The sequence below is a fragment of the Wolbachia endosymbiont (group A) of Epagoge grotiana genome, assembly GCF_947251775.1.
Lineage (GTDB): Bacteria > Pseudomonadota > Alphaproteobacteria > Rickettsiales > Anaplasmataceae > Wolbachia > Wolbachia pipientis.
In genome coordinates this window covers 1,581,824-1,597,835 of the sequence record NZ_OX366387.1, presented here as the reverse complement: position 1 = coordinate 1,597,835, position 16,012 = coordinate 1,581,824, and the positions used below count along the sequence as shown (strand labels likewise).

The following is a 16,012-nucleotide window of genomic DNA, read 5'->3' as shown; positions in this document are numbered from 1 at the left end:
AGAAAATACTATAGTAGCGGAATGACGAATTTTTGTTTTTCAAATTGTCAGTAAATCTAAGTCAGTTTAGCTATATAAAACATAGTATAAAAAGAGCTATTTTAGCAAAATTTTAAACAAATAAAGTTAATTACTTCACAATTGATACCTTACGAGAAAAGCACATTTGATACAGATTTAAAATACAAGTTAACGAATTATTATGATTTTTACCAAGATAATAATATAGTAAGGTTTGGTAGTGAGGTATCAAAATGGAAAAATACACCAACGCATGGTTTAATAAGAAAGATAATCATGATTGTGCAAATGATGGCACTTGCGGGCAATCTATAAAGGATTTTAGGATTGGTAATTCTGATATTTCTTTTTTTGATAGTAACAAAAACTTAATTGCCAAAGTACCTAAACTACCAAAGTATTCTAGGGATAAATATGGGCATCAATTGTATAAGGAAGCTGAGTCAAAGCAGTTCAATTATTTTTCCACAAATATACATGATGTTTTGTCTAACAGCTTTACCGTTAAATACGGGTATATAAATTGTACTATAAAATACGACAACTTATCTGAGCAGGAACAAGACCAAATAGAAACAGACATTAAAACTGCCTATGAAGCATTTAAAGAAAAGTTTTGCTTGAAAAATAGTAATGCAAGTTACAATATAACGGTTCACATTTTTAATAATAGAAGCGATTATACAAAGTATAACAATCTTCTCGGCATAGATGAAGATGGTGGTCCAGGATATATTACACGAGGAGTAACAGATTGTCAGAATATTCTGACATATAAGCAAAGTGCCATGGATTTTGTTCTAGGTCATGAGCTAGGCCACATATTTCAATTGCGTTTTTCACCATCGGCAACAGTCCAAACTTTGAATATTCTGGATACTGAACTCATAGCGAATGTCATTGGACGAGAGGTAGAAGAAAAAAATTATAAAGCTATTTGCAAGCAGATGGGTGTAGATGAATATGAAGGCCATGGATGGATGTTTAAATTTAAATATAAAGGTACGCTTTATAAATATCACAAGAACCTTTCAGAAGAAGAAAAATTTAAAGCTATACAAAATGTCAAGAATATTCGTGAACTAGTAGATGAATATGAAGATCATGGATGGATGTTTAAATTTAAATATAAAGATACAACTGGTAGTATATACCTCAAGGACCTTTCAGAAGATGAAAAATTTCAAATTATACAACGTGTCAAGAATTCTGGACTAGATGAATATGAAGACCATGGATGGATATTTAGTTTTAAATACAAAGGCACCACTTATAACGTAAGATACAAGGACTTTTCAGAAGATGAAAAATTTAAAGCTATACAAAATGTCAAGAATATTCATGAACTAGTAGATGAATATAAAGACCATGGATGGATATTTAGTTTTAAATACAAAGGCACCACTTATAACGTAAGATGCAAGTACTTTTCAGAAGAAGAAAAATTTCAATTTATCAAAGACATTAAGAACTCTCATGAATCGCTCGTTAGTGAATGTGATGGATTGGGGAATGAGAATACAGTTTTATCGATTCACGTTGATGAAAATAAGGAGATAAGTCGAATGTATTTTCGAAACTCCGACAAAAATATATTCAAACAGCTAGATAAGACACTTATAAGCAGAAGTAAGTCTGAAGAAGAGGTAAATGAAAACCGCACGAATCCAGAGCCAGAAGAAGAACAAAAAGGTGATGACTACACAGAGGTTACAGGAATGTTGCAATTTAAGTACAAAGGGACCAATTATGCTATACAACACAGAGGTTACCTTTTAGTAGAAGAAGAAAAACTTCGATTGATTCAAGATATAAAGAACTCTCATGAATCGCTCGTTAGTGAACGTTATAGATTAAATGAAGGGTCATTAAGTCAGAATGCAACTGTAGTAATTTTTGTTGATGAAAACAAGGACATAGAGAAAATGTATTTTCATAATCCAGACAAGAATATGTCCAAATGGTTAGATAAGACACTCATAAGCAGAAGTAAGCCTGAACAAGATGTGGATGACACAGCAGGAAAAGAGCCTGAACCAGAATCAGCCGAAGAGGATACTCAGCAACCCAGTAATTTCTTATCCAATATTTTTTCAGCAATTAAATCCATTATTGATTCTATCTCATCACTCTTTTCATGGTTATTTGGGTCGAAAGAGAAAGAGTCTAATCAACAATCTGATGATAATCCTTCTTTGTTTAAGCTCGATGCTAATGAGTTAGATCACGAAGTTAAGCCTGATGCCAATGAGTTAGGTCACGATGTTAGAGATCACTTATCAGACAATTATAACCATTACAACTCATCTGATGGGCTAATGTAATATAGCTAATTTACAGTATCTGTTCAGATGCATGGCTAATGTACAAATATTGAAACAAAAATTCCAGTGCCCCTGTGATGTCATTCCAGTGCTTGACACTGGAATCCAGCATTTCCATAATCATCAAAACATTGTATTTTAACAAAAAACAGCTATTTTTATGCTTGCCAACTTAATAAAATTCCTGGATCCCAGTGGGCTTTGTTGCATCGCTCAAGTGAAAAGAACTGGCAGTTACTGACAAAATTCATTATAAATAGCCATTTAACTGTTGAAGAAAAAATATGCCACAAAAAATGAGAGTCAGTAACTGCCATGAATATAACAAATTTCTCCAAGAAAGAGGAAGCATTTTTTGTTATATCAATGACGCCATAGAAAATTGGTACGAGAATTGTCCAAAAATGCAGGGCGGCAACTATATTTATAGTGATAAAGTTGTGATTTTGGTGCATATAATCGTCAGTTTCTTTAGAATTGGTTTAAGACAAACAGTCGGGTTTATAAAAGGGTATTTGTAACAAATAGGAAGAGATTTGGCAGTTATCAGCTATTCACAAGCATCAAGAAGGTTTAAGAAACTTAATATTAAGATAAATGATTGCAGAAAATAATATGGAAGATATCGAAATTGCTATAGACAGTACAGGAATTAGTATATACAACAACACACAGCAAGGAAAATAGCACTGACAGAAAATATCGTGGCTATGAGCAAACGAGAAAATTGCACGTAATGTTGAATATAAACAACAAAAAAGCCATAGCTGTAAAATACAGTAACGGCTGATCACTATGGAGCTTGTGATTTGCTAAAAGAAGTTGATTTTCAGCATGCCATAAAAGCACTATATGCAGATAGAGCATGTGATAGGCACAAGTTTTATAAGTTGTGTAACGAATATGATATAAAGACAAAAATTCCACCAATAAACAATGCGGCAGAACATCCAGAAATAGATTATATGTCTGACAGGAATGCTGCTATTAGGTTAATAAAATTATACGGTGAAGATGGCATGAAAGAATGGAAAAAAGAAGTAAATTATGGGAAAAGATCTTATATTGAAGGGTTTTTCTCAAGATTAAAGCAAATATTCGGATTTAGTTTTAGGAATAAATCTGAGATAAATCGAGAAAAAGAACTAAATGCTATTTGCTTAATAAATTCACTGATATTGGTATGGCTAAATTTGAGATAGTTACATGAATTTACCATAAATCACCATCTCATAAAGTGTGATGCAACAAAGCCATCCCAGTGTCAAGCACTGGGATGACACCCTCCTTATGGGCCAAAATCACAATGTTCGTACAGTTGTGGATTCATTCGCGGTATCTCGGCATAGATTCCGCTAACAAGTAGCGGAATGACGAATTTGTCGTTTTTCAGATTGTCGTAAGTCAGTTTAGCTATAGCATAATGCTATATTAATAAATAATCTATATAATACTATTAAATATAATAATTAAAATCTAAATTACTTTCTCTATAAAAGGAGAAATTTACCTTAATGAAAATACATATATATTTAATATTGTTTTTATTTTTTTCTTGCACTCAACTATATGCTGACGAGGAAATTGCAAAATTTGATTTACTTATTGGCGAGATAAATGAAGCAAGCTTCACTCTTAAAGGTGCAATAAAGGTTACAGTAGAACCAGGCTGGCACATATATTATAAAGATCCTGGAGATTTTGGCCTTCCCACGTCTATTAGTTACAAAGGTAATGCATCAGATATAAATATTCACTGGCCTATTCCAAAGGAACATAAAGATAAAGTAGGGAGAGAGACGTTTGTAAGTAACGTATATGAGGGTATGGTATTATTTCCCTTTAAGATGAATATATTTTTAAATCAAGGGTATATTGACCTTAACTTCCATATAAATTATGCGATATGTAAAGATAGGTGCATCCCTAAAAATGTTGAGATAAAAATCAGGCAACCATTAAAGGATTTTATAGATTCTGATATCAATAAACTTATAAATGAGTGGTATGAAAAATAGAGTTCTCATGGGGTAGGTGTCATTCCAGCGCGTGACACTGGAATGGCTTTGTTGCATCGCTACTTATGAAAGGCTAACTATAATTAGGATTATAAGCAACTTATTGAAAATCTTGTTTTTTTGCAATCAATCTGATCAAATTTAAGAATAGTAATTTGTTATTTATATTAATAAATTTAATTCTATTGAAAATAGCTAAAGCATTGAAATTCTTGAATTTTAGCCGGATTAGTGAGTGGTAGTGAAATTTCTTTTACTCAAATTTAGGTATTCATTGACCGTTCTTGTTATAAATACCAGAATAATAAGCTACTGATATTCTCTACCTTTTTTATCTTTAATCCATCATAGCTAGCGATGCAACAAAGCCCACTGGAATCTCATTTACTTTTTTGTTCACTATGTGAGGAACTTGGGCCTACAAGTATATAAACATAATGGTTTCGCATAAAAAATTTAGATCCCAGTGTCACGCACTAACTGTACGAACATTGAGATATAAGAGTAATTTGTACCAAGAAAAAAGATGTCATCCCAGTGTCCAGACACTGGGATGGCTTTGTTGCATCGCTAGCTATGATGGATTAAAGATAAAAAAGGTAGAGAATATCAGTAGCTTATTATTCTGGTATTTATAACAAGAACGGTCAATGAATACCTAAATTTGAGTAAAAGAAATTTCACTACCATTTACCAATCCGGCTAAAATTCAAGAATTTCAATGCTTTAGCTATTTTCAATAGAATTAAATTTATTAATATAAATAACAAATTACTATTCTTAAATTTGATCAGATTGATTGCAAAAAAACAAGATTTTCAATAGGTTGCTTATAATCCTAACTATAGTTAGCCTTTCATAAGTAGCGATGCAACAAAGCCCACTGGGATCCAGATTGGACACTAAGTTGGTGAGTATAAAAGTAGCTAACCTTATGTTAAAACACAATATTTTTGGTGAGGGGTTGCATTAAAAGCTGGATTCCAGTGTCAAGCACTGGAATGACATCGTCTTAACATTGTACCATATTACAATGTTCGTACAGTTATGTGTCACGCTACTTGGATGACAAGAAAAGGTTTCTAGAATGACGGAAACGAAGTCATACATAGAAAATAGGTTAGGTATTTTCAATTTTTGTTGTATACTCAAATAAAAATCTCACTTTTACAGATGGATACAGTAAAGTTTGTTTTATTACTGCCAACAATATTACTCATGCTAGTTGCTGGTGTTTACCTATCGATTAAACTAAAATGGCTACAGGTATTTAGATTACCATACGCCCTTTCACTCCTTGGAGCTAAAAAAGGAGAAAATAAATTTTCTTCTATAGCCGCTCTGTTTACAATTTTAGGGGGAAATTTAGGAGTAGGAAATATTTCAGGAACTGCTGTTGCTCTAAAAACCGGAGGACCGGGCTCTATTTTGTGGATGGCGATAATTATTGTTATCACTTCTGTGATAAAATATGTCACTTGTCATCTAAGTATAAAAACCAGAAAGGAAAAGAACGGACGGTTTATAGGTGGCCCTGTAGCCTACATGGCTGATGCATTTAACTCTAGAAAAGCTACAATTGTGTTTCTAGTTGTTATGATAATGGTTTCAATAACAGTTGGTAACCTTGTTCAGGTAAATTCTCTATCAATACCACTTAACATGATAGATGTGCCTGTAGTCATTGGTGGCATTGTAATGGCCATAATATTTTTTGTTGTTGCAGCTCTCAGCTTAAAAAAAATTAAAATTTTTATATCGGCTATGATACCGATAATGACGGTAAGTTACCTCACACTTTGCGGTATCATATTATTTAAATTTAGTGAAAATATTCTTCCTTCTCTAAAACTAATAACAAGCAGTTTTTTTACAACTAGTAGCTTTAACTCTGGTTTATCTCTAGGTTTGATTTTAGAAATGTTGACTATTATTCAAGTTGGAACTTTGCGAGGTATTTTTGCAACAGATATAGGGCTTGGCCTCGAAGGAATCGTACATTCTTCAATTGTTCCTAAGAAAAATAATAATAAATTTATTATTGAACAGAGCCTAATCACAATAATATCGCCTTTTATAGTTGCATTCATAGTGTTTATTACAACAATGGTACTGCTTGTCACAGATTCTTGGGTCACTGATTTAGAGAGTACTAACATGTGCATATTTGCTTTTAGAAAAGCTATGAATTGGCCCTATATTGACTATTTAATTATGGCCATAATGTTTTGTTTTGCCTTTACTACTATTTTTACTTGGTTTTTTTGCTCAAAACAGACAATACGCTATGTGTCTATGGATAATAAATACACTAAAATCTGGATTGTAATTTTTACCATGATCATTCCGCTTGGTGCGATAGGTAAAGTCCAGTTGCTATGGGATGTTGCTGATATCTCGATTGCTGCTTTGTTGTTTATCAACATACTCGCTATACTCAAGCTAACCTCTCAAGATCCAGAAGTGTTTACTATGAGTAGCAGATATTTGAAGTTGCAAAAACAGAGCTATAGCTAAAGCAATTTAGGCTATGCAGCTGTTGTGATATAAGAGTGATTTCCGCCAAGAAGGATGTCATCCCAGTACCCAGACACCATACGCGTCAAGTTAAGGAAATAAAGGTATGAAAGAGATAGAATAATAAGGTATAAGTTCTCCCAGATATACTTTTAGTGAGAGAACCAATGAATAAAATAACTTGCTTATCAAAAAAGCTCAAAGAAATTTTTAATGAAAAAGCAGAGAAAATCTCAATTACAACAAGGTTTATAAAAAGAAAGAGAAAGCTAAAAGGTTCATCATTCGTAAAAGCCATGGTCTTGGGTAATATAGGAGTTGATAATTGTAGCGTAGAAACAATGTGTCAATTACTAAACGAGGACTCGATAGATATAACAAAACAAGGTTTGGATTTTAGATTTACTGAAGAAGCAGTGGAATTTATGAAAAGGATGTATAATGAATCTGTGATTCTCTTTAAAAATATCTTGCAAGTTGATTGCAAAATCTTACAGCAATTTAATAGTGTTAAATTATTGGACAGTAGCTATATTACTCTACCTAACAGTATGGAAGAGATGTATAAAGGTTATGGTACTAGCTACAGTGGCTATGAAAGCAATACTAAGTCTGGAATAAAGTTACAATTAGTTTTCGACTACATGAATCAGATAATAGACCAACTTAATTTAACGGAGGGGGTAAGATCAGACCAGGGATATAGGAAACATTTAAGTAATATATTAAGCAATGATTTGCTAATATCTGATCTCGGTTATTTTGTGCCAAGTTCTTTTAAACAAATCAATGAAATAGGAGCTTATTTCATAAGTCGTTATAAATCCGATACCAACATATATGATGTAGAAACAAATCAAAAAATGGAGTTATTAGAATGTTTAGAGGATAAGTTATTTTTAGAAAACGAGGTATTGTTAGGAAAAGAAGCAAAAATTAGAGTAAGAATTATATGTCAGAAACTAACTGAAGAACAGTCTATGGCCAGAAGAAGGAAAGCTAATAGATTAGCAAGATCGCAGGGATATACATCCTCTAAAAGAAATCAAAAATTGTTGAACTGGTCAATATTTATAACTAATGTTCCAGAAAATAAAATTAGTGCTGAGCAAGTATTAACGATTTACAGAGTAAGGTGGCAAATTGAGTTATTATTTAAATTGTATAAAAGCCATATCAGGCTTGATAAGCTAAAAGGAAAGCCATGCAGAGTATTATGTGAACTATATGCTAAATTGTGCGCAATTCTTATATTTCACGGCATAGTTGGTTGCACAGAAGTGAAAAAGAATACAGAACTTAGCTTAACAAAGGCATTTATTGAGCTAAAAAGGCGGGTTAGAGAGTTATTTTTAGTATTAACCAAAATTAATAGTTTAAAAGCATTTCTTAAAAAACTCACTATAACTTGGTCGCGATTTTCATTAAAAGACAAACGTAGAAGGGCTAGAGTATCCACTTTAACCTCTCTAAATTTGCTCACAATCTCTTAACTTGACGCGTATGCTTTATAATACAGTCTCATTTTTACCTCCTTTAAAACCCTCAATTTTCTAATATATCCTTTCTTCCATAAAAATTTATTAACTCACCACGACTTTTATATGGCCCTGCGGACAATTTTATAGTGCTATAGCTAACTCAAGAAAGGTTTCCCTACGTCATACCGCGATTCATTCCATAACTGTATGAACATTCATTTTTGAAGGTAAATTGCACAGCAAATGGTGTCATGAAAGTAGCTGACACTGGAATCCAGCCTTGCCGTAATCTCATCAAGAACGTTGTGTTTTAACATAAAACGGCTACTTTTATACTTACCAACTTAATAAAATTCCTGGATCCCAGTGGGCTTTGTTGCATCGCTCTTCGGATAGTAGGTAACGCACAATAAATTTATGAAGCTATCTCAAATTTAGCCATACCAATATCAGTGAACTTATTGAGCAAATAGCATTTAACAAGTAGTTCCTTCTCTCTATTTGTCTCAGATTTATTCCTAAAACTAAACCCGAATGTTTGTTTCAGTCGCGAGAAAAAACTTTCTATATAAGATCTTTTTCCATAACTCATCTCTTTTTTCCACTTCTTTATACCATCTTCATCATATGACTTTATGAGCTTGACTGCAGCATTTCTCTCAGCCATATAGTCTAACTTTGGATGCTCTGCTGCGTTGTTTTTCGGAGGAATTTTCGTTTTTATACCATATTGATTACACAGCTTATAGAGCTTTTCTCTGTCATATGCCCTATCTGCATATAGTACTTTTATGACATACTGAAAATCGACTTCTTTTAGCAAATCACAAGCTCCATAGTGATCAGCCGTTACTGTATTTTACAGCTATGGCTTTTTTGCTGTTTGTATTCAACATTACATGCAATTTTCTTGTCTGTTCATAGCTGCGATACTTTCTATCTTCGCTATTTTCTTTGCTATGACCAGGAGTGTTGTTGTATATACTAATTCCTGTACTGTCTATAGCAATTTCGATATCTTCCATATTATTTTCTGCAATCATTGATCTTAATATTGAGTTTCTTAAACCTTCTTGATGATTGTGAATAGCTGATAACTTGCAAATTTTTCCCAATTTGCTCAAGGTATCCTGCTATAAACCCAACTGTTTGCCTCAGGCCTATTCTAAATAAACAAGTTATTATGTGCACCAAAATTACAACTTTATCGCTATAAATATTGTTGCCAACTGGTATTTTTGGACCATTCTCGTACCACTTTTCTATGGCTTCGTTGATATAATGAAAAATATTTCCTCTTTTTTCTAGAAATTTGTTATATTCGCTATGGTTACTGACCCTCATTTTTTGTGGCATATTTTTTCTTTCAAGGTTAAATGGCTATTTTATAATGAATTTTGTCAGTAGCCACCAGATTTTTTCAGTTGCTATGCAACAAAGCCATCCCAGTGTCAAGCACTGGGATGACAAGAAGAGGGTACTTGGATAAGAGGCATTGCCCTCCTGGTAGGCCCAAATTGCAATGTCCGTACAGTTATGGATTCATTCGCGGTATAGATTCCGCTAATGAGTAGCGGAATGACGAATTTGTTGTTTTTCAAATTGTAGGTAAACCTAAGCCACTTTAGCTATATATAATAGAATTTCGCTTTCTACTATCTTTCCAGTTGTTTTATACATAATTCTCGAATTTTGAAAATTTGCTCCATATCTAATTTCTCACTTGTATAAAATTTGTTTTCTTACTTCGAGACCTAATCTACCACAACTTTTATATGGCGTTTCTTTCCTGCAGATAATTTTATAAATGGCTGATCTTTAAAGCTTTCGAAATTTATTACATGATCAATATTGTTTACAACATTATCATTAATCTTGCATCCGTTGCCCTGTATTAAACGCTTTGCAGCGCCTTTTGAAGGTTCAAAACCGGTGTCATGTAGTAGGTCTACTAAGGATATGCCGCTTGCAACTTGTTCTTTTTTTATGATGTAATCAGGAAGTAGTGAGCTATCTTCATTCTCAAAAGCAGAAATTGCAGCAAATTGTGCAAGTCCCGCTTCTTTGTCACCATGACATATTTTTGTCACTTCTGTTGCCAAGACCTTTTTTGCTTCATTTATTTCTTGATCCTTTAAAGACTCTAATTTTCTAATCTCATCAATTGGCACATCAGTGAGCAATCTTAAAAAACGTCCAACATCTTGATCATCAACGTTGCGAAAATATTGCCAGTAGTCGTAAGGCTTTAGCATATTATCATCAAGCCACACTGCTCCACTTTCAGTTTTGCCCATTTTTTTTCCTTGTGCATTTAATAAAAGAGGCATGGTAAGGCCAAATAGCTCAGGTAAATTCAACTTTTTTCCAAGTTCAATTCCGTTTACTATATTTCCCCACTGGTCTGACCCTCCAATCTGCAGACGACAATCATATTTTTTGTTTAATTCAATAAAGTCGTAAGCTTGCAATAGCATGTAATTAAATTCCAGAAAGCTTAAGGTTTGCTCTCTATCCAGCCTGGTTTTCACACTATCAAAACTTAGCATACGATTTACAGAAAAATAAGCTCCTATATCACGCAAAAAATCTATGTATTTTATGTTATCCAACCAATCTGCGTTATTTACTATCATTGCACCAGTCTTGCTGTCATTAAAAGACACCATTTTCTCTAATATTCTCCTTATACTGGATGTATTTTGATTGATGTTCTCTACAGGCAAGATGCTTCTTGCTTTATCTTTGAAGGATGGGTCACCAATTTTTGTTGTGCCACCTCCAAGTAAGACTATCGGCTTATAACCAAATTTTTGTAGGTGACAGAGCATCATAATCTGAATTAGGTGACCAGCATGAAGACTTGGTGCTGTGCAATCAAACCCAATGTATGCAACTATATAATTGCTCTGCAATAATAATTGATCTAGTCCTTCAATGTTTGTGCATTGGTATAGGTACCCTCTTTCTTGGATGAAATTTAAAAATTCAGATGCGTGTTTCATTTTATAAACCCCAGTCTATCCTGTCATTAATGCTGAAGGTAACCCTAATAGAGAAGCCAGTGCCCAGACACTGGAACTTAATTATAAACAAGCACACTATACAACGTTTTCGATGAAATTGCATGAAAAACTGGATCCAGTGTCAGCTACTTTCATGACACCACTACCTGTGCAGGAGTTGCCTTCAAAATTACAACGTTTGTGCAGTTGTGCACCAGCTATCCAGGCAATCAGTTCCATAACTCTTCTATTTTATAATACTCCCTTACTTCCGGCCTGAATATGTGAACCATTATGCCTTGAAAATTCAAAACTACCCAATTGCCTTCATCTATACCTTCTACATCTATTTTATCATGTGGCTTGAGGCTTTTTATTACGTGCTCAGCTAAAGCTTTAACGTGACGGCTTGAATCACCAGATGCAATAATCATATATTTTGCAATAACGGTTTTATTCTGCACATCAAAAGTTACTATATCATGACCTTTATTTTGATCTATTATCTCTTCAATTGTACTTCTTATCGATTCCATATCGCTAAGCATTGTTTACAGGTTATATGATTCATTTATAATTATATACTCAAAATTTCTAAATATGAACTATTTTCAACGCAACTACTTGTTAAAGGTATTACCTGCATCTATTTTATCATCATGTTTTTAGCATGTACAATGTATATACTTTTTATATAATTGAAAATAGCTTTTTACTAGTATTCATTATGGGCAAGACTCTCATCTACTTAATCGGCTTTCCAGGCAGTGGTAAGTTTACTACTGCAAAGGAACTGTGTAAAATCATTGGTGCAGTAATAGTAAGCAATAATCTATTCAATAATATTATATTTGATATTGTTAAATTACAAAACGCTGAAGTTCCAGATGACCTATGGGAAAAAATTTTTGCAGTTAGGGAAAATGTATTAGCAATACTGGAAAAACACTACGTAAAATCAAAACATTATATATTTACAAATGAATTGATAGAGGGTGATCCCTATGACCAAAGATTATATAACTCAGTGGTAAATTTAAGTAAAAAAATCGACATGGAAATTTTTTCTGTAGTATTACATTGTAATAATGAAAAACTAGTAAGACGTGTCCAATCAGAAGAGAGATATCAGGAAAATAAAATTACTGATCCGGATTTTGCTATAAAGAAAATTGAAGGGAAAAGGCTATTTATACCTGAGGGTTCGCTTGAAATTGATAACTCGAACTTGAATGCAAAGGAAGTTGCAAAGAAAATTGTTGAAGAGATGAAGAAAGAAAAAAATGGAAAATTAATTAAAACTTCTGTAACAAATCATTTAAAAACAGAGCGTACTCGTGGTTGAGCAGAAAGATAAGTACCGTCCTTGTGTTGGCATAATGCTATTTAACAGACAAGGACATGCCTTTATTGGAAAACGCTTTGATAGCGATTCTTACTGGCAGATGCCACAAGGAGGTGTTGATGATGGTGAGGAACTGGAACAAGCAGCGTTACGTGAGTTGCTAGAGGAGGTTGGTACTAATAAAGTAAAGGTTATAACTAAAAGCAAGGATTGGATATACTACAACTTGCCTGAAGAAGTTATACCAATATGCTGGAATGGAAAATATTCTGGTCAAAAGCAAAGGTGGTTCTTAATGAAGTTTTGCGGAGAGGATGAGGACATTGATATTAATTATACTGGTCATCCAGAGTTCAAAGAGTGGCGTTGGCAAGGTATAGATAGTTTAGTAGCCAGTGCTATATCATTTAAAAAAGAAGTTTATAAAACAGTGATAGAAGAGTTTTCTTCTATAATAAAAGCCTCAACAGTAAGCTCATGATAGTAGATTCTCATTGCCACTTGATTTATTTTTCTGACGATGAAATACCAAAAGTAATTTCAAGGGCAGAGCAAAATGGTGTAAAGGTTTTGCATAACATATGCGTAAGCATTGACGATGTTCCTAAGTTATTAAAAATTTCTTCATCCTATGATCAGGTCTACTCCTCTGTTGGTATACATCCGCTTGATGCTGCTATAGAAAACGGTGAGTGTATACATGTTGATGAATTAGTTGAATTTACCAAAAATCAAAAGGTAATTAGTATCGGTGAAACCGGGTTAGATTTTTATAAATCTGACAACAAAGACAATCAGAAAAAAAGTTTTGCATTACATATAGAAGCGTCAAGAATAACTGGACTACCTTTAGTTATTCACACAAGAAGCGCTGATAATGAGATGATCGATATGTTAAGGTCAGAAATGAAAGCCGGTGCTTTTAGTGGAGTAATGCACTGCTTTGCTTCCTCTAAAGAACTTGCTGATCAATCTATAGATTTGGGGTTATATATTTCATTTTCTGGAATTATTACTTTTAAAAATGCGAGCTTACTCAGAGAAATTGCACAAAATGTACCACGCGAGCGTGTTTTAGTCGAAACTGATGCACCATATCTATCACCTGAGCCTTATAGGGGAAAAAAGAATGAACCAGCAATGGTGAAATACGTTGTTGATTGTTTGGCAGAGTTGTGGAATGAGTCACCAGAACAAGTAGCGAAGGTAACCACAAGCAACTTTTTTAGGCTGTTTGAGCTATAAAGAAGCTCTATAAAACCATTAATTTGCTTATGAACCTAAAGATTTCACCAGCTCTCTCACCGAGTTTACAGACTTATTAAACATTTCTTGTTCACTATCATTCATTTTAACTTCTAGGATCTTTTCAATTCCGTTTTTTCCAATAATTACAGGAACACCAATAAACAACTCTTCTACACCATATTCACCATTAAGGTAAGCAGCACATGGTAATATGCGCCTCTTATCTTTTAAATATGATTCTAACATGCATATAGCTGAAGATGCAGGAGCGTAGTATGCAGATCCAGACTTAAGCAGATCAACTATTTCTTTACCGCCATTGCGAGTGCGTTCAACTATTTCATCGACTTTTTTCTGTGTGATAAGACCCATATCGATAATTTGAGTAAGTGGAACTCCAGCAACTGAAGCACAATTGATTAGTGATACCATAGTGTCGCCATGTCCTCCAAGCACAAAAGCAGATATATCTTCAACTGAGATATTTAACTCACTTGCAAGAAAGTAACGAAAACGGGAAGAATCAAGCACTCCTGCCATGCCAACAATCATATTAGTTGGAAGGTTTGAAAATTTATGCACCACTGAAACCATGGCATCCAAAGGGTTGGTAACCACTATTACAAACGCGTTTGGAGAATATTTTTTAATATTTTCGCCAACCTCCTTCATTACTTTAGCATTGGTTTGCAGGAGGTCATCCCTGCTCATTCCAGGTTTTCTAGCGATGCCAGCGGTTATTATAATTGCATCGGAGTTTTTTATATCTTCATACCTATTTGTGCCAGTAATATTGACATTAAATCCATCAATAGGGGATGATTCTGCTATGTCGAGTGCTTTACCTTGTGGTATTCCATCACTAATATCAAGTAAAACAACATCACCGAGTTCCCTTAGTGCAATCATATGGGTGAGAGTTCCACCGATATTTCCTGCACCGATTAAAGATATTTTTTTTCTTTGTACTGTCATTTTCTACTCCTTTGTATTTACTTTTATGGTTTTACCTTCCCAAGGCGATAAGCTATCAAACATACGAAAATCTTGCGGTAAATCTATAGGATTATACACAACCTTTTTTGTCTCTATATCATATCTTACTTCCTCATAACCAGTGAGAGGGAAATCTTTTAACATTGGATGACCTTTGAATCCATAGTCTGTTAGAATCCTACGCAAATCAGGGTGATCAGAAAACTCTATTCCATACATATCAAACACTTCACGCTCAAACCACAAAGCCGTACTAAATATCTTCGCTACACTTGGAGGCATGTCGCTTTCACATAACTGAAGCTTTATGTGTACTCTAATATTATGCACAATGCTGAGCAGATTGTATATTAGCTCGAAACGCTTCTCTCTATTTGGATAGTCAACCCCAAAAATATCAACTAATAGTTCAAACCTACACTTTTCATCATCACGTAGAAAGAATAGGTACTTTTCAATTTCATCTAAAGTTGAATATATTACAATAATGCCATCATCTTTTTGAATGCACTCGCATTTGGTCTTTTTTTGTATATACTTTGCAGTTTTATCCATTCCGAGTCCGTTTTATTTTGTTTTGTAGGCATAGCATTCCATATAGCAACGCCTCAGCGGTTGGTGGGCATCCAGGGACATACACGTCAACTGGCACAATTCTATCACAGCCTCGGACTACTGAATAAGAGTAATGGTAATAACCACCACCATTTGCACAACTTCCCATGGAAATAACATACTTCGGGTCTGCCATTTGATCATAAACCTTGCGCAATGCTGCTGCCATTTTATTAGTTAGTGTGCCAGCAACAATCATCACATCTGATTGACGTGGGCTTGCACGAAACATTATACCATATCTATCAAGATCATAACGGCTGGATGCAGTATGCATCATCTCAACTGCGCAACATGCAAGACCAAATGTCATTGGCCACAATGAACCAGACCTTGCCCAATTCATTACATAATCTGTTAAATCACCAAATTTAGTGACAAGAAACCCTTCTTTTTTATAACGACCCCAGTCATCATTAGATAGAATTTGATTTGTCATAAA

The 16,012-nt window shown here is 33.9% G+C and carries 13 protein-coding genes and 2 pseudogenes; 8 read left to right on the top strand and 7 right to left on the bottom strand.

Annotated elements, in window-relative coordinates:
* Nucleotides 1–254 precede the first annotated feature (254 nt).
* From OPR50_RS07570 to OPR50_RS07545, 5 genes and pseudogenes are all read left to right on the top strand, one after another.
* A complete protein-coding gene (locus OPR50_RS07570) occupies nt 255–2,345 on the top strand; it encodes a hypothetical protein (RefSeq protein WP_265024028.1) in 2,091 nt (696 codons plus the stop codon).
* Between the two features lie 284 nt (nt 2,346–2,629).
* Nucleotides 2,630–3,555 (top strand): annotated as a pseudogene (locus tag OPR50_RS08975) (IS5 family transposase).
* A 304-nt stretch (nt 3,556–3,859) separates the two neighbouring features.
* The gene (locus OPR50_RS07555) at nt 3,860–4,363 is read left to right on the top strand and encodes a protein-disulfide reductase DsbD domain-containing protein (RefSeq protein WP_155968372.1); all 504 of its coding nucleotides are present in this window, start codon (nt 3,860–3,862) and stop codon (nt 4,361–4,363) included.
* Between the two features lie 1,173 nt (nt 4,364–5,536).
* Nucleotides 5,537–6,880: an alanine:cation symporter family protein gene (locus OPR50_RS07550; RefSeq protein WP_265024027.1), complete on the top strand. Its 1,344-nt coding sequence runs from the start codon at nt 5,537–5,539 to the stop codon at nt 6,878–6,880.
* Between the two features lie 167 nt (nt 6,881–7,047).
* Nucleotides 7,048–8,373, top strand: coding sequence for an IS4 family transposase (locus OPR50_RS07545; RefSeq protein ID WP_265023871.1), 1,326 nt, complete (start codon nt 7,048–7,050; stop codon nt 8,371–8,373).
* A 403-nt stretch (nt 8,374–8,776) separates the two neighbouring features.
* On the opposite strand, the pseudogene OPR50_RS08970 reads toward OPR50_RS07545, so the two are convergent.
* The 4 genes and pseudogenes from OPR50_RS08970 to rsfS form a co-directional block, all read right to left on the bottom strand.
* A pseudogene (locus tag OPR50_RS08970) lies at nt 8,777–9,717 on the bottom strand (IS5 family transposase).
* Between the two features lie 398 nt (nt 9,718–10,115).
* Nucleotides 10,116–11,366 carry a tyrosine--tRNA ligase gene (tyrS, locus tag OPR50_RS07525; protein WP_265024025.1) on the bottom strand — a complete coding sequence of 417 codons (1,251 nt, stop codon included), beginning with the start codon at nt 11,364–11,366 and terminating at the stop codon, nt 10,116–10,118.
* A gap of 96 nt (nt 11,367–11,462) precedes the next feature.
* A complete protein-coding gene (locus tag OPR50_RS07520; protein ID WP_265024024.1) occupies nt 11,463–11,606 on the bottom strand; it encodes a hypothetical protein in 144 nt (47 codons plus the stop codon).
* The gene (gene rsfS, locus OPR50_RS07515; protein ID WP_265024023.1) at nt 11,597–11,914 is read right to left on the bottom strand and encodes a ribosome silencing factor; all 318 of its coding nucleotides are present in this window, start codon (nt 11,912–11,914) and stop codon (nt 11,597–11,599) included. Before rsfS ends, OPR50_RS07520 begins: the two co-directional genes overlap by 10 nt.
* 179 nt (nt 11,915–12,093) lie before the next feature.
* Between rsfS and OPR50_RS07510 the strand changes: the two genes are divergently transcribed.
* The 3 genes from OPR50_RS07510 to OPR50_RS07500 are packed head-to-tail and all read left to right on the top strand — an operon-like array spanning nt 12,094 to nt 13,956.
* The gene (locus OPR50_RS07510; protein WP_265024022.1) at nt 12,094–12,711 is read left to right on the top strand and encodes an AAA family ATPase; all 618 of its coding nucleotides are present in this window, start codon (nt 12,094–12,096) and stop codon (nt 12,709–12,711) included.
* A gap of 34 nt (nt 12,712–12,745) precedes the next feature.
* Nucleotides 12,746–13,192, top strand: coding sequence for an RNA pyrophosphohydrolase (locus OPR50_RS07505; protein WP_406830273.1), 447 nt, complete (start codon nt 12,746–12,748; stop codon nt 13,190–13,192).
* A complete protein-coding gene (locus tag OPR50_RS07500; protein ID WP_264339544.1) occupies nt 13,189–13,956 on the top strand; it encodes a TatD family hydrolase in 768 nt (255 codons plus the stop codon). Before OPR50_RS07505 ends, OPR50_RS07500 begins: the two co-directional genes overlap by 4 nt.
* Before the next feature lie 27 nt (nt 13,957–13,983).
* Here the strand turns inward: OPR50_RS07500 and mdh are convergent, their stop codons facing one another.
* The 3 genes from mdh to OPR50_RS07485 are packed head-to-tail and all read right to left on the bottom strand — an operon-like array spanning nt 13,984 to nt 16,009.
* Nucleotides 13,984–14,934 (bottom strand): malate dehydrogenase, encoded by a 951-nt coding sequence (gene mdh / locus OPR50_RS07495; protein WP_264339545.1) that lies wholly within the window; start codon nt 14,932–14,934, stop codon nt 13,984–13,986.
* A 3-nt stretch (nt 14,935–14,937) separates the two neighbouring features.
* A complete protein-coding gene (locus tag OPR50_RS07490; protein WP_006279573.1) occupies nt 14,938–15,510 on the bottom strand; it encodes an NADH-quinone oxidoreductase subunit C in 573 nt (190 codons plus the stop codon).
* On the bottom strand, nt 15,503–16,009 hold the full coding sequence (locus tag OPR50_RS07485) for a NuoB/complex I 20 kDa subunit family protein (protein ID WP_006279574.1): 507 nt from the start codon (nt 16,007–16,009) through the stop codon (nt 15,503–15,505). Before OPR50_RS07485 ends, OPR50_RS07490 begins: the two co-directional genes overlap by 8 nt.
* Between the last annotated feature and the right edge of the window lie 3 nt (nt 16,010–16,012).

Excerpts from the sequence above, each read along its gene's own strand:
- OPR50_RS07570 (WP_265024028.1), top strand. The coding sequence starts at position 255 with ATGGAAAAATACACCAACGCATGGTTTAATAAGAAAGATAATCATGAT.
- OPR50_RS07555 (WP_155968372.1), top strand. The coding sequence starts at position 3,860 with ATGAAAATACATATATATTTAATATTGTTTTTATTTTTTTCTTGCACT.
- OPR50_RS07550 (WP_265024027.1), top strand. The coding sequence starts at position 5,537 with ATGGATACAGTAAAGTTTGTTTTATTACTGCCAACAATATTACTCATG.
- OPR50_RS07545 (WP_265023871.1), top strand. The coding sequence starts at position 7,048 with ATGAATAAAATAACTTGCTTATCAAAAAAGCTCAAAGAAATTTTTAAT.
- tyrS (WP_265024025.1), bottom strand. The coding sequence starts at position 11,366 with ATGAAACACGCATCTGAATTTTTAAATTTCATCCAAGAAAGAGGGTAC.
- OPR50_RS07520 (WP_265024024.1), bottom strand. The coding sequence starts at position 11,606 with ATGGAACTGATTGCCTGGATAGCTGGTGCACAACTGCACAAACGTTGT.
- rsfS (WP_265024023.1), bottom strand. The coding sequence starts at position 11,914 with ATGCTTAGCGATATGGAATCGATAAGAAGTACAATTGAAGAGATAATA.
- OPR50_RS07510 (WP_265024022.1), top strand. The coding sequence starts at position 12,094 with ATGGGCAAGACTCTCATCTACTTAATCGGCTTTCCAGGCAGTGGTAAG.
- OPR50_RS07505 (WP_406830273.1), top strand. The coding sequence starts at position 12,746 with ATGCTATTTAACAGACAAGGACATGCCTTTATTGGAAAACGCTTTGAT.
- OPR50_RS07500 (WP_264339544.1), top strand. The coding sequence starts at position 13,189 with ATGATAGTAGATTCTCATTGCCACTTGATTTATTTTTCTGACGATGAA.
- mdh (WP_264339545.1), bottom strand. The coding sequence starts at position 14,934 with ATGACAGTACAAAGAAAAAAAATATCTTTAATCGGTGCAGGAAATATC.
- OPR50_RS07490 (WP_006279573.1), bottom strand. The coding sequence starts at position 15,510 with ATGGATAAAACTGCAAAGTATATACAAAAAAAGACCAAATGCGAGTGC.
- OPR50_RS07485 (WP_006279574.1), bottom strand. The coding sequence starts at position 16,009 with ATGACAAATCAAATTCTATCTAATGATGACTGGGGTCGTTATAAAAAA.